This window comes from Celeribacter marinus (assembly GCF_965656515.1).
Lineage (GTDB): Bacteria > Pseudomonadota > Alphaproteobacteria > Rhodobacterales > Rhodobacteraceae > Celeribacter > Celeribacter marinus_D.
On sequence record NZ_CBFHKW010000002.1, the window covers coordinates 90,289 to 105,659 of the forward strand.

The window sequence follows — 15,371 nt, forward strand, 5'->3', positions numbered from 1 at the left end:
TCTCCTTGTGGGACAAAAAAGACGAAAAGAACCAAGCGCTATCGGGCGGCATGAAGCGGCGTGTGATGATCGCCAAGGCCTTGAGCCACAATCCGACAATCTTGTTTTTGGACGAGCCGAGCGCGGGGGTCGATGTGGCCTTGCGCCGTGACATGTGGGAGGTGGTGCGCAAGCTGCGCGAGGACGGGGTAACGGTCATTCTCACCACGCACTACATCGAGGAAGCCGAAGAAATGGCCGACCGTGTGGCCGTGATCAACAAGGGCGAAATTTTGCTCGTCCAAGACAAAGACGCGCTCATGGCGTCCTTTGGCAAAAAGCATCTGGTGATGGAGTTGAACGATCCTTTGGCGGCATTGCCCGCAGGACTTGAGGCCTACGATTTGAGCCTGTCAGAGAACGGCGCGCAACTCACCTACGCCTATGACACAAATGCGGAGCGCACCGGCCTGACGCGGATGATCGCGGAGTTGGCGGAACGCGGTATTTCCGTGCATGATCTGGCCAGTCGCGAAAACTCGCTCGAAGAGGTGTTTTTGACGTTGGTCGGTGACGACACCCTCGCGGCACAGGAGGCCAAAGCATGAACTGGCTCGCAATAAGTTCCATCTACCGTACTGAAATGGCGCGTTTTTTCAGAACACTAAGCCAGTCCATCATTTCGCCTGTGCTCTCAACCGTGCTCTACTTTGTTGTGTTCGGCGCGGCGATTGGCGGGCGGATCGATACCGTGAACGGCATTGAATACGGCGCATTCATCGTTCCCGGATTGGTGATGCTCACCGTGCTCCAAAACTCGCTCTCCAATGCGTCTTTCGGGATCTATTTCCCCAAGTTCACCGGCACTATATTCGAGCTGTTCACAGCCCCTATTAGTTACATCGAGATCGTCATTGGCTATGTCGGTGCGGCAGCAACAAAGTCGCTTTTCATCGCGATTATTATCCTGATTACGGCGAACTTCTTTGTCGATCTTCCGGTGGCGCATCCGGTGTGGGCCGCGGCCTTTTTGATCCTCACGGCGATTAGCTTCTCGCTTATGGGATTCATTATCGGCATCTGGGCGGGCAATTTCGAGCAATTGCAAATCTTTCCGCTGCTGATTGTCACCCCCCTCGTGTTCTTGGGTGGGGCGTTTTATTCCGCCGATATGTTGCCTGGTGTTTGGCAGATCGTGGTGAAATTCAACCCTGTTCTCTACCTGATTTCCGGCTTTCGGTGGTCATTCTTTGAGGTGGCGGACGTGCCCGTGGCGGTCTCTCTTGGGGCGATTTCGTTGTTCTTGGCCTTGTGCCTCGGGTTTATCGCGTGGATCTTTAAAACCGGTTGGCGCCTCAAGCAGTAGCGCACACAAGAAACAGATGACGTAAAAGTAATGTGCGCGGACGAACAGACTTTGTTTGTCCGCGTAGAATTGTGTGTCGCTGCAAACCAGCTCATTTTGGCGTCAATGCAACCCAACAACAAATGAGCTTTTCATGAAAAATCTTCTTCTCGCCTCGGTCGCTACACTGGGCCTCGCAACCGCGGCACACGCCGAACCAGCAGCCTACGTTTTTGACGCATCGCACAGCCAGATCGTGTTTGAATACAACCACCTTGGCTTCTCCAACACGGTTGGCGTCTACTCCGGTTTTGACGGAACTATCACTTTTGACGAGGCCGATCCCGCCGCGTCCTCCGTCGAGGTCTCTTTCCCAACCGATAGCCTCTATACAGGCTGGGACGAGCGCACCGCGCATTTCCTTGGCGGTGATTTTTTCGGGGCAGAAGAGAACCCGACAATCTCGTTTGTCTCCACTGCGATCGAGGTGACGGGCGAAACAACAGGTTTGATCACGGGTGACTTGACGATCAACGGTATCACAAAGCCTGTGACACTCGACGCCGTGCTCAACCAAAAGGGTGATCACCCAATGGCGGGCAGAGCATGGCTCGGTTTTGATGCCACCGCCACCGTGCTGCGTTCCGAGTTCGACATGGGCATGTTCACCCCGTTCGTCTCTGACGAAGTGGCCGTGAAAATCTCCATCGAGGCGATGCTCGCCGACTAAGTCGCACCTGCGAACAACGTTAAGGCCGCTCCTGTGAGGGAGCGGCCTTTTTGTTTGCGGGTGCGTGTGTGTTCGGATCAGTCGGCGCGGGTGGCCGTCAATGTCACCGCGACCGTGACGCCAAAGCCCACCGTGCTTTCATCGGCGTAGCCCGCGCCCATCGCGAAGTCGCGGCGGTCAAGCACAACTTCGCCCGACATCGTGGCCACATCGCCCTCAATCGCCAATTCAAACGGCAAAGTCACAGGGACCGTCACGCCCGCAAGCGTCAGCGTGCCTGTTGCCAGATGTGCGCCATCCGTGCGGGTAATGTCGGCCTCAAAGGTGGCCGTGCTATAGGCCGCCACGTTGAAAAACTCCGCGCCTTTGGCATTGTCTGTCACCGAGCCAAGCGTGAGTGTGGTGGTGTCGATCACGACAGTGACGGACCCGTTGCCAGTTTGGTCCTCATAAGCGATCTGAGCCGACCAATCGGCAAATTCGCCCTCAACATCAGCACCCATCTGGGCGACTTGAAAGCGGATATTCCCTGTGTCCACTGTCCAGTTTGCACCCGTTACGCTCGACACGATTTGGGCGGGCGACGCTACAGGCGTTACGGTTGTGTCGTGAGCCTGATCACCGGGGACCAGTGCGACCCCCAAGACCACCAGCCACAAACCCGCCGCCACGATAGGAGCCGCGCGACCGTGATGCGCCTCCGGATGACCCGCTGCACGTCCGTGGCTCATGCGCGCCAATGTCGCGTCTTTGTCGATGATTTGATGTTTGAGCGCGCCGCCGATATGTGCGGCAACCGTGGCGTAGATCACCCATGCCGCCAAGCTATGTACGGCCCCTGCGGCGTGCGCTACGGCTTCGGATTTTGGCACAAATGGCAGGCCTTGACCAAGCGGCCACCAGATTGGGGCAAAGCCACTTTCAGAGGCATGCATCACCCATCCCGACAGCGGCATGATGATAATTGCGCCGTAGAGCGCCCAATGCACCACCTCGGCGGCAAGTGTTTCGGCGCGCCGCTCAGGGTGCAGCGGCACGGGGCGCGGCTGTGTCACCGCCCAAATGATGCGCAGCACCGCGAGCAAGAGCACGGTAATCCCAATCGTCTTGTGTGCGGAATATAGCGTTTGAAGCCACGCCACCGTATCGGCCGTGCGTGGTGTACGGTCCCCGATCACGCCCAGCGCAAGGTCGGTCAAAATAAGGAGCGCGATACTCCAATGAAAGAAACGGGCAAGCGCGCCATAGCGCGTGGCAGTGTTGGTCAACATCAGGGCGATCCATTTAATGTGCGTTTGTCATGACGATACGCTGTGTTGCATGTGCCCGCACCCTTTGGCAGCGCACAGAACATGTGCAAATCGGCCCGCTTGGTGCGCAAGATACGAGATCACGCTCCCTTTCCGAATGCCCGCATTGCGGCTAAAAGCGATCCATGAGCACAAATCCCCCGAATCTCCGCCCCGATCTGGCCCCCAAAGCCACGTTTAATACCGCCCCTCGCGCAGGCCAGCCGACCATCGGCATGGTGTCGCTTGGCTGTCCCAAAGCGTTGGTCGATAGCGAACGGATCCTGACGCGCCTGCGCGCCGAGGGTTATCAAATCGGGTCCGATTATGCGGGTGCCGATGCGGTGATTGTGAACACCTGCGGGTTTCTGGATAGCGCCAAGGCCGAGAGCCTTGAGGCCATTGGTGAGGCGCTCAGTGAAAACGGCAAGGTGATCGTCACCGGCTGTCTCGGGGCCGATCCCGACTACATCACTGGGGTCCACCCCAAGGTTCTGGCCGTCACCGGACCGCACCAATACGAGCAAGTTCTAGACGCGGTGCATGGCGCGGTGCCGCCCGCGCCCGATCCGTTCATTGACCTGTTGCCCGCAAGCGGTGTCAGCCTGACGCCGCGCCATTTCAGCTATCTGAAAATCTCCGAGGGCTGCAACCACGCGTGTAAATTCTGCATCATCCCCGACATGCGCGGCAAGTTGCAGTCGCGCCCTGTTCATGCGGTGCTGCGCGAGGCGGAGAAGCTGGTGGATGCGGGCGTGCGCGAATTGCTCGTGATCTCTCAGGACACCTCCGCCTACGGGTTGGATCGCCGCTATTCGGAGCATGATTGGAAGGGCGAAAACGTCCGCTCCCACATCACCGATCTGGCCCGCGAATTGGGACAGTTGGGTGCGGTCGACGATCTTTGGGTGCGACTGCATTACGTCTACCCCTACCCCCATGTGCGCGAATTGATCCCGCTGATGGCGGACACATCAAGCGCGATTTTGCCCTACCTCGACATCCCGTTCCAACACGGCCACCCCGATGTGCTCAAACGCATGGCGCGCCCTGCGGCCTCGGCCAAGGTGTTAGACGAGATCGCGGCGTGGCGCGACATGTGTCCCGACATCACCCTGCGCTCGACATTCATCGTCGGCTATCCGGGCGAAACCGAGGCGGAATTCCAATACCTGCTCGACTGGATGGACGAGGCGCAACTCGACCGCGTGGGCTGTTTCAAATACGAAAACGTGGCAGGGGCGCGATCAAACGCCCTGCCCGATCACGTTGACGAGGCTGTGAAACAAGAGCGGTGGGAACGGTTTATGCAAAAAGCCCAAGCCATTTCCGAAGCCAAGCTCGAAGCCAAAGTCGGCACGCGCCAACAGGTGATCATCGACGACATCGACGAAGACGGCATCGCCACCTGCCGCACCAAAGCGGATGCGCCCGAGATCGACGGAAACCTGTTTATTGACGAAGGGACGGACGGGTTGAGTGTGGGGGATTTGGTGACGGTGGAGGTTGATGAGGCTGGGGAGTATGATTTGTGGGGGTGCATTTCGAAATAGCACCATCAAATGTTCAACAGTTAACTTGCCAAAACAATAAGAGTTAGACTTAATACCCCCTAGTTTTAACGAGGGGAACAAGATTTTGGAATTCAACGAAAAGATAGCCGCACTCGCCAAGAGATCAGCCACAGCGTCTCAAAAAGCACTGACCGAAGAAGCGACAAAAACGTCCGTAGTACTTCCCTTTATTCAAGCACTTGGGTTTGATCCGTTCAACCTAGATGAGGTCATTCCTGAGTTTGTGTCAGACGTTGGAACAAAGAAGGGTGAGAAAGTTGATTTCGCCCTAAACATTGATGGGGACTCACGAATTTTAATTGAAGTGAAACCTATAACGTCAACTTTGGGCAGCACCCAATATAGCCAGCTTTATAGATATTTTGGAGTAACAGAGGCCAAGCTCGCAATACTTACGAACGGCAAAGAGGCATGGTTTTTTTCGGATATAGATGCGCCGAACAAAATGGATAAAAAGCCATTTTTTAAATTCGATTTCCAGCAGCATGACGATGAAGATATTGACGAACTCAGCCGTTTTCAAAAAAATGAATTTTCAATTGAAGGCATTCTCGAAGCAGCGTCCGCGTTAAAGTACTCACATGCTGCGTCACAGTATTTGAAAAACCAACTTGAAGACCCTGATGATGAATTTGTGAAACTCGTGGGCCGAAAAATTCACGATGGAATGCTTACTAAAAACGTTGTTGAGCAGATACGTCCGGCTATTCAATCAGCTCTCGAAAGCATCATTCGAAACCGAATTCAAGACCGGCTCGACATTGCATTTCGACCGACAGCAGATTCTACCAAGCTGACTAAGGACGCCGAAAAAGCGGACGAAAACGGTGAGATTGTAACGACAGAAGACGAGCTACAGGCCTATATGATCATCAAAGCCATTGCCGCTCGAAGCATCGCCACTAATCGCGTGACAATTCGTGATGCCAAAAGCTACTGCAGTATATTTATTGATGACAACAACCGAAAGCCGCTGTGCCGCCTATATTTCAATGCGAAATCAAAAAATATGCTTGGCCTGTTTCATGTTGATAAAAGTGAAGAAAAAGTGGATATCGCTAGTATGGAAGACATTTACAAGTACGCTGACAGAATAGTTCAAACAGCCGAAAGTTATGCATGACCAAATCCTACACCGACCTTCTCGCCGAGGCCTATGACCAGATCACCACAATTCCCACCGAATTGGCCACGGCATTGGTGGGTGACCCCGACACCTTGATCGTTGATCTGCGGGATCGTCGTGAGTTGGAGCGCGAGGGCAAGGTTGCGGGGGCGTTTCATTGTCCGCGCGGGATGTTGGAATTCTGGATCGATCCCAGCAGCCCCTACCACAAACCCGCCTTGGCCGAGGCCAAGCAGATCGTGTTTTACTGTGCATCGGCCTGGCGCTCGGCCCTGGCCACCAAAACTGCGCAGGATATGGGGTTTGACAACGTGGCCCATATCGAGGGCGGGTTTTCGGCGTGGAAAGACGCAGGTGGCGCGGTGGAACAGGTCGTGGCAAAATAGCGTGGAATTTCAACCCGACCGCGCTACGTGATGCCCATGACACAGACACACCCCAACGCTAAGCCCGCGCAAACACCGACCGCAGACACCGCCGTATTGTTCAATGCGCAGTGTCCCGTGTGCGCGTTCGAGATCGGGCACTATGAGGGCTATGCGCGCAAAAACGCGCTGCCCATCCGGTTCGATGATCTCAATAGTGAGGCGGCATCTTGGGGCATTGATGCGGATCAAGCGGCGCAGCGGTTATATGTGTTGCACGCGGGAAAATTGGTCTCGGGCATGCCCGCGTTTCGCGTATTGTGGGCGCAGATGCCGCGTTATCACTGGCTTGCGCGGATCACGACATGGCCGGTTGTGCGGCCCGTAACGGCGTTCACCTATGACCGCATTCTGGCGCCGCTAATCTATCGGTGGCACAAGCGGCGTCAGGCGCGATTGGCGCGTCACAGCTGATCGAGGTAGTGACGCACCGCCGTTTGCACATGGCGAAAACGATCACCGCCAAGGTGCTTGCCACCGTACCACCGCGTCACGACAACGATGTGATCCGTGAGGCCCTCGCGCTGTAACATCCGCACAATCACCATGCCCGCGCCGCTTTCGCCGTCATCGTTTTTAACGGGACCATTCGCGCCAATAAATCCCCACGTATTATGGGTCGCTTTCGCGAATTTTTTGGTTTTGCAAAGCGTTTTGATAAACGCCTTGGCGTCATCACCCGTTGCACATGGCCCACCTGACACCGCGTATTTTGAGCCGCGATCCGTCACGATATTGTCGAAAATCTGCATGGGAATGATGTAGCGCGGCTAACCCAAAAGCACCACAGCCCACGCGACACCTGCGGCCAATGCGGTCACAAAAACGGCGGCGGATCCGGCATCTTTAGCGCGTTTGGCGAGGGGATGGTGATCGGTTGAGATGTAGTCGATGGCATCCTCAATCGCGGTATTGACCAGCTCGGCCGCAAGGACCAGCACGCCCAGCGCAAGGATCAACGCGCGCTCAGAGGTGGACAAATCCAGGGCAACGGCCAAACACGCGGATGCCAGATTGGCCCAGACCCATGTGCGAAACGAATGCTCGTTGCGCCATGTGGCGCGCAGACCCTCAAGGCTCCAAATCGTGCGCAAATAGAGCTGCGATCCTGTGTATTTGAGCTTGCTGATCATCGCGCGCGTCTCCGTCCGTATCTCATAATCATTTCCCGTTTGGCGAGGATCGTCGCGCTGGCCACGAGTGGCAAGTTTTTTCGTCATGTGCCGACGGAAGATGTGCCCGTGTGCGTTCAATGACCACAAAGTTTTTAAGAAGGGCCACAGCCATGTCCACCATTTCAACACTACGCAAATTCGCGACCCCGCTCACCGTTGGTACGTTTCTCGTCACAGGGGTGACAGGGACGCTTTGGTATTTTCACATTGTAACGGACATTGGTCGGTGGCTTCACGAGATTATCGGATTGGCCATGATGATCGCCGTAGGTTTGCACCTTGCGATCAATTGGCGGGCGTTTTTGAACTACTTCAAACGTCCTGTAGCCTTGGTCGTTATGATCGGATTTCTGGCCATGACCATCGGCGGCTATGTGATGCCCGAAGGTGAACAAGCGGGCGGTGGACGCCCCGGTTTGGCGGCGGTGCAATTGCTCGGCACCAAAGACCTCGCCACCTTGGCCCCTGTATTTGACATGACGGGCGATGATCTTGCCGCGAAAATGGTTGTCGCGGGCTATGCGAATGCGCAGGCGACAAGTACGGTGATCGACTTGGCAGGCGCACAGCCAAACGCGCTTTTGAAGGCCCTTGAAGTGATGGCAAAGTAGACGGTTGATCTGGCAAAGCTGCCCCTAGTCGGATGTCGCGCGCGATTGAGTGGCACGGACATAGCTTAGTTCTTGGGTATTGAGACAGTAGTCGGGAGCGGCGTCTTGTGGGCCGTGGTGTTCGAGCATCCACAAAATACAGGCATCATGTTGCGTACACTGGCCACACTGCGCAACCATTTGCGACACCTCAGACCCAGATAGGTCGCCCGAATTCACGGCCGCCGCGATATCCGCGCCAAGGCGCTCGGCCATGCCGTGCATCAAAGTCGCTTGGCCAGGTTTGAGGGTGTCGTTCATCATCATATCAATCTCCTTTGCCCACATGCCTCACCCGACTGTCGCGTCCACATCATATGTTGGACCAAGAGCTAAGGCCGCGCAGGCGGGCCATGTCTGACCACGCTCCACGTCCATAGGGTGAAAACACCACAGCTTTGGGCACGCGGACCTTGATCCGTGTCAAACCCGTTCGATTGCGCCCACTTCGCGCCTCTTTTCAAAGGATATGCTCAAAAGGAGTGCGACACTGCGCGCCGCACACACATCATGCAGAGTGGCTACATCGTGGCCATCGTCCGCTTTACCGTTTCAATTCGCTGTGCGTTTGGCGGGTGCGAGCCCAAGAATTGATCACCTGGATCAGGAATGCGCGCAAAATACTGCGCACCGCGCACGGGATTGAAGCCTGCACGTGCGGCAATGATTGTGCCCAGTTGATCCGCCTCCAGCTCATAGGATTTGGAATAGGTGCGCGACCCCACGCTGGCCCCAAGGTTTTGCAAGGTTTGCAGGCCTTGTGCATCCGCCCCGAGAGCCGCCCCGAGCAAGCTTCCAATCACAGCGCCCGCAACGGCCGTCTCTTGCGTCCGGCCAAGGTGGCCACGAATATGGTGCGCGGCCTCGTGCCCCATGACAAAGGCCAGTTCGTCGATGTTGTAAACATCTGCAATCAACGCAACGGTAAATGTAATGGTTGGCTGGCCGCTGTCCGTTACAGATTGATAAGCATTGGCCGGTTCTTGTACGCGCCGGTCGACCAAAATCTTATAGTCGCAATTGGCCTGTGGCGCACGCGCACGGCACTCCGCCTCAGCAATCGGCTCCATGCGTGCCACTACAGCGGCGAATTGACTAACCGATACACCGCTCGTTTGTGATTGCGGCACAGATTGCGCAGCCGGAACGGGGGTAGAGGGCGGCGTTGTGACAGGCGTCACGCATCCCGATAGTCCAAGTGCGGCACTCAATACGATTGCAAAGCGGGATGTGATCATGGGTCTAACGGCTCTGGTTTTGACGCTAAGAATTTACATTAGGCAGGTCGCAGGCCATTTGCCAATCGCGAAGTCGTGAAGAGCATGTGCGCTCCTTGTCTCCGCGCCCCGATGCATTCGCGCAGCATTATTGTGGGCAATTGACGTCAATGGCTTGAAATTGCCCGCGAAATCCCCAACTTGGGAGAGAAAACAAAACGCACGCCGAGCGCTTTACCTGCGATCACGTGTCATAACCTTTGCTCCTGATGGGATCGCTTCATGCCAACACCCAATAGTGCCGCCCTCGATTTTCTACAAACCCGCCGGTCGCGCCCCTCCAAAACCCTGACAACCCCCGTGCCCACGCGTGATGAATTAGCGCCGTTGCTCACGGCGGCGGCCCGCACGCCGGATCACGGAAAACTGGAGCCGTGGCGGTTTATCGTTTTGGAACGCGCCGCACTAACTCGTCTGGCGGACGCGGTAACGCAACTCGGGGGTGCGTTGAATATAGCGCCCGATAAGATTGAAAAGAATGCCAAGCAGTTCGCAGACGGCAATCTGGCGGTTGTTGTGGTGGCTTGTCCTGTGGAAAACGAGAAAGTGCCGCACCTCGAGCAACTCTATTCCGCAGGGGCGGTTTGTTTGTCACTGTTAAACGCCGCGTTGGCCTCTGGGTGGGGCGCAAACTGGCTTTCTGGATGGGCGAGCCACGAGCGGGAATTTTGCGCAACGCACCTTGGCCTTGCGCCGCACGAAATGGTGGCGGGCATTATCCACATCGGGACGGAGACGAGTGCGCCGCCGGAGCGCCCACGTCCGGATCTCGCGCGGATCACACAATGGATGAGCACCTGATGTTTTCCGACTTTGCCAAGGCTTTGGCCCAGTTGAGTGACCCGCGATTTCGCGGTGTGGTTGGCAGGGGGATCGGGCTAACACTGATCCTTCTCATCGCTATTTACATCGTCTTTGTGTGGGTGGCGGGCCTGTTTTTGCCCGATACAATTACACTGCCATGGCTCGGGGAAATCGGTCTTGGCCTTGTGCTATCCATTGGATCATTTTTTGTCATGATCGGCCTGTCCGCGTTCTTGATGGTGCCTGTGGCCTCGGCCTTCACCGGTATCTTTCTTGATGACGTGGCCGAAGCTGTCGAAGATCGCCATTACCCCGACCTTCCAGATGCGCCGCGCCAAAACATGTCGGATACCATCATGGATTCCCTTAGCTTTTTGGGAATTATGATCGGCGCAAACGCTATTGCCCTTGTGCTTTACCTATTATTCAACGTTGCGGCGCCGTTGATTTTTTGGGCGCTCAACGGGTTTTTATTGGGGCGCGAGTATTTTCAAATGGCAGCTATGCGCCGTTTGGGCCGTGCCGGAGCCAAGGCTGCGCGCAAACGCCATGTGGGTGAAATCTGGATCGCGGGCGCACTGATGGCTATCCCGCTTTCCATCCCGCTTGTGAACCTGTTGATCCCAGTTTTAGGGGCGGCCACATTCACACATATGTTCATGCGTCTTGAGGGGCGACAGTTGCAAAAGTAGTGTGTTAGCTCTCACCAACGGGTGGGAGTTTTGATGTCCAGTCGAAATCATGCCATGTCAGATCTGTCTTGATAATGGCCGTGAACAATATCGCCCAAATCACGACAGACACGAGCGTTACAATCACCGCTTTGCGGCGAGGATTGTAGTTAGCGGGTGCACCAAAATGCGTTCCCTCGACTTTTTCTCCCATGTCGCCTTGTGTTTTCAGGCCGATGGGAAGGGCGACGAGCATGGTCATAAACCATGTCACCGCGAACAGGACTATTGCGGATGTAATTGCCATTGCGCGTCTCTTTCGTGATTATCTTAGACTTGTTCTAGCTCGATCAGGCAGCCGTTAAAGTCTTTGGGGTGAAGAAACAGCACGGGTTTGCCGTGTGCGCCTATTTTTGGCTCGCCCGTGCCCAGAACGCGCGCGCCATCGGCCTTTAGCTTGTCGCGCGCCGCGATGATATCGTCGACCTCATAGCACATATGGTGGATGCCACCGGCGGGGTTTTTAGCCAAAAACCCGTTGATCGGAGAGTCGTCGCCAAGCGGATAGAGCAATTCGATTTTGGTATTTGGAAGCTCGATGAACACCACAGTCACGCCATGATCAGGCTCATCTTGGGGGGGATTCACCTTGGCGCCCAAGGTGTTTGCGTATTGCGCGGATGCCGCCGCGAGGTCGGGCACAGCAATCGCGACGTGGTTGAGACGGCCAATCATGTCTCTCTCCTCTAAATGAATGCGCTTTTGGCGTTGTTATCGCCCCTCCCCGCCCCCCTCGCAAGCGACAAAGCCGCGCAGGTGACGAAATCCACGCGGGGTTAACGGAGCCTTCACCAATACTGCGCTTAACTCAGAGACCACATTCGGAGATCACACCAAATCGGAGACCACATAATGCCCCTCGCCCTTGATGATCTAATGCCCCCGCCAAAGCCGACATCACAGCGTCCGTTGCTCGGACTGACAGTTCTTGTGGTCGAAGATAGCCGCTTTGCCTCAGAGGCTGTGCGGCTGTTGTGTTTACGCTCCGGTGCGCGCATTCGTCGTGCCGATAGTCTTTCGGCGGCGCATAAACATCTGGCGGCCTACCGACCGAATGTGGTGATTGTTGACATCGGCCTACCCGATGGATCGGGGGCGGCTTTAATCGACGAGCTGACACATCTGCATTCGCCCGTGGACTGCGTCATCGGCATGTCGGGTGATAGTGGAGCGCGTGCACTATCGACCGCCGCAGGCGCGCACGGGTTTATCGAAAAACCCATATCAAACCTTGGTGCCTTTCAAACGATGGTCTTGGACGCGCTTGCGCGCGATGATCGCCCAACCGGTTTGCGCATGGTAACGGGCGAACACATTGATCCAGATCTGGCAGCCCTTCATGATGATTTTGCGCATGTCGCCGACATCCTGACCGCCCATGATGGCGAGGGTATGCTGGACTACATCGCCCAATTTTTGGAAAGCGTGGCGCGAACGGCGGGCGACGCCGAAATTATCGAGGCGGCCCAATCATTGGCGCGCAACCGCAACGTCGGCCATACACACCGCGCCGATGTGGCGCGTATCGCGGGTCTTGTGCAAAACCGTATTGCTATGGGTGCGACGGGCTAAGACGCACGCACAACATACAAAAGGGCGCAAGAGTTTGAACTCCCGCGCCCTGTTGTGATCTCAAGACCTGCGACAAACGCAGATCAGTCCTCGCGCGGGATGACGCGCAGGCTCAATTCGCGCAACTGTTCGTTTTGCGGATCGGATGGTGCGTTCATCATCAGGTCTTCGGCGCGTTGGTTCATCGGGAACATGATGACTTCGCGGATGTTATCTTGATCGGCCAAGAGCATCACAGCGCGGTCAATACCGAGTGCACAGCCACCGTGGGGCGGGGCGCCGTATTGGAACGCATTGACCAGAGCGCCAAAGCGTTTGCGCACTTCCTCTTCGCCGTACCCCGCCAGTTCAAAGGCTTTGAACATGATTTCGGGACGGTGGTTGCGGATGGCACCCGACACCAATTCGTAGCCGTTACACGCGAGGTCATACTGGTAGCCGAGTACCTCAAGAGGGTCGCCCAAAAGCGCATCCATCCCGCCCTGAGGCATCGAGAACGGGTTGTGTTCAAAATCGATTTTGCCCGTCTCTTCGTCCTTTTCGTAAATCGGGAAATCCACGATCCAAGCGAATTGGAAGCTGTCACGCCAGTTTTCATCTTCGGGCGCTTTTGGTGTTTCTTCCCAGATTGTGGTGCGGGCTTTGCCGGCCACGCGCTCGAATGCTTTGGGTTTACCACCAAGGAAGAACGCGGCATCGCCGACCTCAAGGCCAAGCTGCTGACGGATTGCTTCGGTGCGCTCGGGGCCGATGTTTTTGGCCAGTGGGCCTGCGGCTTCCATGCCGCCGTCAACCTCGCCGGATTTCAGCTTGGCTTGGGCTGCATTAACGGTGATACCCAGCTCCTGAGCCACGGAATCGGCGGTCTTTTCGCGCCAGAAGATGTAGCCCATGCCAGGCAGACCCTCTTGTTGCGCGAATTTGTTCATGCGGTCACAGAATTTGCGCGACCCGCCTTTGGGGGCGGGAATGGCGCGCACTTCAGTGCCCTCATTTTCAAGCAGCGAGGCAAAGATGGCGAAACCTGAGCCACGGAAATGCTCGGACACGTCCTGCATCTTGATCGGGTTGCGCAGATCGGGCTTGTCGGTGCCGTACCACAGCGCGGAATCCTTGTAGGAGATTTGCGGCCAGTCACGGTTGGCTTTGCGGCCTTTACCGAATTCGTCGAACATGCCCGCAATCACCGGTTCCATCGTGTCAAAGATGTCTTGTTGCGACACGAACGACATCTCCATGTCGAGCTGATAGAAATCGGTGGGCGAGCGGTCGGCGCGTGGATCTTCGTCGCGGAAACACGGCGCCACTTGGAAATACTTGTCGAACCCCGACACCATAATCAGCTGTTTGAACTGTTGTGGCGCCTGCGGCAGGGCGTAGAATTTACCGGGGTGCAAACGAGACGGCACAAGGAAGTCACGCGCGCCTTCGGGCGACGATGCCGTGATGATCGGCGTCTGGAATTCGTTGAAATTCTGCGCCCACATGCGTTTGCGCAGATCGGCGACAACGTTGGAGCGCAAGATCATGTTCTTTTGCATCGCTTCGCGGCGCAGGTCGAGGTAGCGGTATTTCAGGCGGGTTTCTTCGGGGTACTCTTGGTCACCGAACACGATCAACGGGAGCTCTTCGGACGCGCCGAGCACTTCGAGATCGCGCACGAACACTTCGACTTCGCCCGTAGGCAGCTTGTCGTTGATCAGTTCGGGATCACGGGCTTTGACGTTGCCATCAATGCGGATACACCATTCCGAGCGCACCTTTTCCATGTCCTTGAACACAGGGCTATCGGGATCGCAAAGTACTTGCGTGACGCCGTAGTGATCGCGCAAATCGATAAAGAGGATACCGCCGTGGTCACGGATGCGATGCACCCAGCCCGACAGACGGACAGTATCGCCGACATTGGATTTATTCAGTTCGGCGCAGGTATGGCTGCGGTACGCGTGCATTTGGTTCATCCTCGAGTGTGCTCAGTATTTGCTAGCCGATACACTCGCCATGGGCCAAAAAGTCAAGGGGACGGTTGGGACGAACGGGCCGAAACGGGCTGTTCTTGCATAAATGGTGCAGCAACACGGCGCAAAACACCCGCACGCAGACCGCCAAGCCCGTAAAGGCCGCAAATTACAGCAATCGACATGTAGCCATCCACGGCGTAATGCCATCCCAGATAGACCGACAAAACAAGGTAGATCAAAACGTAAAGGATCGCCACACTTCGCGTTGCGATGACAACGCCGCGTGCCAAAGCCGCATGAATCGCAGGGCCTTGTGCGAAATCCACACCACGCCGCGCGACATACAAGGCCAGAACACTCGCCATCCCGACATGGACAGATGGGAACGCCGAAATACCCGCGCCAAGCATCTCACTTTGTCCCGAATAGGCCGCCCATAGGTTTTGTTTGATCATGAGCAAACGCGCGCCCTCGGGATCATTCAACAGGGCGAGAACGCCATGGTGATCGCGCATTGTGCCCGTTGCAACGAGATCGGCAAAGATTGGCCCCGCGGACATAAACATCACAGCAATGACATTCCCAAGAAGGACCCAACACGCCATCCACAGCACCGTAAAGACACGCCGCCGATGTGCGTTGTCGTCCACGACAAGTAGGAGCACAGGGAAATACGTTGCGAAAAACACCCATGAATTCAGATAGAACCGCGACAAATCATTGCCGTTAAACA

The 15,371-nt window shown here is 56.1% G+C and carries 20 protein-coding genes; 11 read left to right on the top strand and 9 right to left on the bottom strand.

Going from position 1 to position 15,371, the window contains the following annotated elements; genetic code table 11:
- The 3 genes from ACTG34_RS01060 to ACTG34_RS01070 form a co-directional block, all read left to right on the top strand.
- Positions 1-587: ATP-binding cassette domain-containing protein (locus tag ACTG34_RS01060; RefSeq protein WP_439103199.1), on the top strand; the 587-nt coding region annotated here is incomplete at its 5' end.
- A complete protein-coding gene (locus ACTG34_RS01065; RefSeq protein ID WP_439103200.1) occupies positions 584-1,345 on the top strand; it encodes an ABC transporter permease in 762 nt (253 codons plus the stop codon). The genes ACTG34_RS01060 and ACTG34_RS01065, both read left to right, overlap by 4 nt.
- A gap of 133 nt (positions 1,346-1,478) precedes the next feature.
- Positions 1,479-2,054: a YceI family protein gene (locus ACTG34_RS01070; protein ID WP_439103201.1), complete on the top strand. Its 576-nt coding sequence runs from the start codon at positions 1,479-1,481 to the stop codon at positions 2,052-2,054.
- A gap of 77 nt (positions 2,055-2,131) precedes the next feature.
- On the opposite strand, the gene ACTG34_RS01075 is transcribed toward ACTG34_RS01070, so the two are convergent.
- Positions 2,132-3,325 (bottom strand): cytochrome b/b6 domain-containing protein, encoded by a 1,194-nt coding sequence (locus tag ACTG34_RS01075; protein WP_439103202.1) that lies wholly within the window; start codon positions 3,323-3,325, stop codon positions 2,132-2,134.
- A gap of 164 nt (positions 3,326-3,489) precedes the next feature.
- On the opposite strand from ACTG34_RS01075, the gene rimO reads away from it, so the two are divergent.
- The 4 genes from rimO (at position 3,490) to ACTG34_RS01095 (ending at position 6,882) form a co-directional block, all read left to right on the top strand.
- Positions 3,490-4,896: a 30S ribosomal protein S12 methylthiotransferase RimO gene (rimO, locus tag ACTG34_RS01080; RefSeq protein WP_439103203.1), complete on the top strand. Its 1,407-nt coding sequence runs from the start codon at positions 3,490-3,492 to the stop codon at positions 4,894-4,896.
- Between the two features lie 85 nt (positions 4,897-4,981).
- A complete protein-coding gene (locus ACTG34_RS01085) occupies positions 4,982-6,040 on the top strand; it encodes a type I restriction enzyme HsdR N-terminal domain-containing protein (RefSeq protein WP_439103204.1) in 1,059 nt (352 codons plus the stop codon).
- Complete coding sequence (locus ACTG34_RS01090; protein ID WP_439103205.1) at positions 6,037-6,429, top strand: rhodanese-like domain-containing protein; 393 nt, start codon at positions 6,037-6,039, stop codon at positions 6,427-6,429. Before ACTG34_RS01085 ends, ACTG34_RS01090 begins: the two co-directional genes overlap by 4 nt.
- Before the next feature lie 36 nt (positions 6,430-6,465).
- Positions 6,466-6,882 carry a thiol-disulfide oxidoreductase DCC family protein gene (locus ACTG34_RS01095; protein WP_439103206.1) on the top strand — a complete coding sequence of 139 codons (417 nt, stop codon included), beginning with the start codon at positions 6,466-6,468 and terminating at the stop codon, positions 6,880-6,882.
- Here the strand turns inward: ACTG34_RS01095 and ACTG34_RS01100 are convergent.
- Entirely contained in the window at positions 6,873-7,220 is a 348-nt protein-coding gene (locus ACTG34_RS01100; protein ID WP_439103207.1) for a YigZ family protein, read from the bottom strand. The genes ACTG34_RS01095 and ACTG34_RS01100 overlap by 10 nt on opposite strands.
- A gap of 18 nt (positions 7,221-7,238) precedes the next feature.
- Entirely contained in the window at positions 7,239-7,601 is a 363-nt protein-coding gene (locus ACTG34_RS01105) for a diacylglycerol kinase (protein ID WP_439103208.1), read from the bottom strand.
- Positions 7,602-7,753: 152 nt separating this feature from the next.
- Here ACTG34_RS01105 and ACTG34_RS01110 point away from each other — a divergent pair, with 152 nt between their 5' ends.
- Positions 7,754-8,254: a DUF4405 domain-containing protein gene (locus tag ACTG34_RS01110; protein ID WP_439103209.1), complete on the top strand. Its 501-nt coding sequence runs from the start codon at positions 7,754-7,756 to the stop codon at positions 8,252-8,254.
- A 24-nt stretch (positions 8,255-8,278) separates the two neighbouring features.
- Here ACTG34_RS01110 and ACTG34_RS01115 read toward each other — a convergent pair whose 3' ends face one another.
- Entirely contained in the window at positions 8,279-8,560 is a 282-nt protein-coding gene (locus tag ACTG34_RS01115; protein WP_439103210.1) for a DUF6455 family protein, read from the bottom strand.
- Positions 8,561-8,814: 254 nt separating this feature from the next.
- A complete protein-coding gene (locus tag ACTG34_RS01120; protein WP_439103211.1) occupies positions 8,815-9,531 on the bottom strand; it encodes a M48 family metalloprotease in 717 nt (238 codons plus the stop codon).
- 261 nt (positions 9,532-9,792) lie between these two features.
- Here ACTG34_RS01120 and ACTG34_RS01125 point away from each other — a divergent pair, with 261 nt between their 5' ends.
- Entirely contained in the window at positions 9,793-10,371 is a 579-nt protein-coding gene (locus tag ACTG34_RS01125; RefSeq protein WP_439103212.1) for a nitroreductase family protein, read from the top strand.
- Complete coding sequence (locus ACTG34_RS01130; RefSeq protein ID WP_439103219.1) at positions 10,371-11,066, top strand: EI24 domain-containing protein; 696 nt, start codon at positions 10,371-10,373, stop codon at positions 11,064-11,066. Before ACTG34_RS01125 ends, ACTG34_RS01130 begins: the two co-directional genes overlap by 1 nt.
- A 4-nt stretch (positions 11,067-11,070) precedes the next feature.
- On the opposite strand, the gene ACTG34_RS01135 is transcribed toward ACTG34_RS01130, so the two are convergent.
- Both ACTG34_RS01135 and mce read right to left on the bottom strand, forming a co-directional pair.
- A complete protein-coding gene (locus tag ACTG34_RS01135) occupies positions 11,071-11,352 on the bottom strand; it encodes a DUF1467 family protein (RefSeq protein WP_342841955.1) in 282 nt (93 codons plus the stop codon).
- Between the two features lie 23 nt (positions 11,353-11,375).
- Positions 11,376-11,780: a methylmalonyl-CoA epimerase gene (gene mce, locus ACTG34_RS01140; RefSeq protein ID WP_062216408.1), complete on the bottom strand. Its 405-nt coding sequence runs from the start codon at positions 11,778-11,780 to the stop codon at positions 11,376-11,378.
- A gap of 177 nt (positions 11,781-11,957) precedes the next feature.
- Between mce and ACTG34_RS01145 the strand changes: the two genes are divergently transcribed.
- Positions 11,958-12,677 (top strand): response regulator, encoded by a 720-nt coding sequence (locus tag ACTG34_RS01145; protein ID WP_439103213.1) that lies wholly within the window; start codon positions 11,958-11,960, stop codon positions 12,675-12,677.
- Positions 12,678-12,760: 83 nt separating this feature from the next.
- Here ACTG34_RS01145 and aspS read toward each other — a convergent pair whose 3' ends face one another.
- Both aspS and ACTG34_RS01155 read right to left on the bottom strand, forming a co-directional pair.
- On the bottom strand, positions 12,761-14,629 hold the full coding sequence (gene aspS, locus ACTG34_RS01150) for an aspartate--tRNA ligase (RefSeq protein WP_439103214.1): 1,869 nt from the start codon (positions 14,627-14,629) through the stop codon (positions 12,761-12,763).
- 62 nt (positions 14,630-14,691) lie between these two features.
- Positions 14,692-15,371 (bottom strand): phosphatase PAP2 family protein (locus ACTG34_RS01155; protein WP_439103215.1); only part of this gene is annotated, 680 nt, incomplete at its 5' end.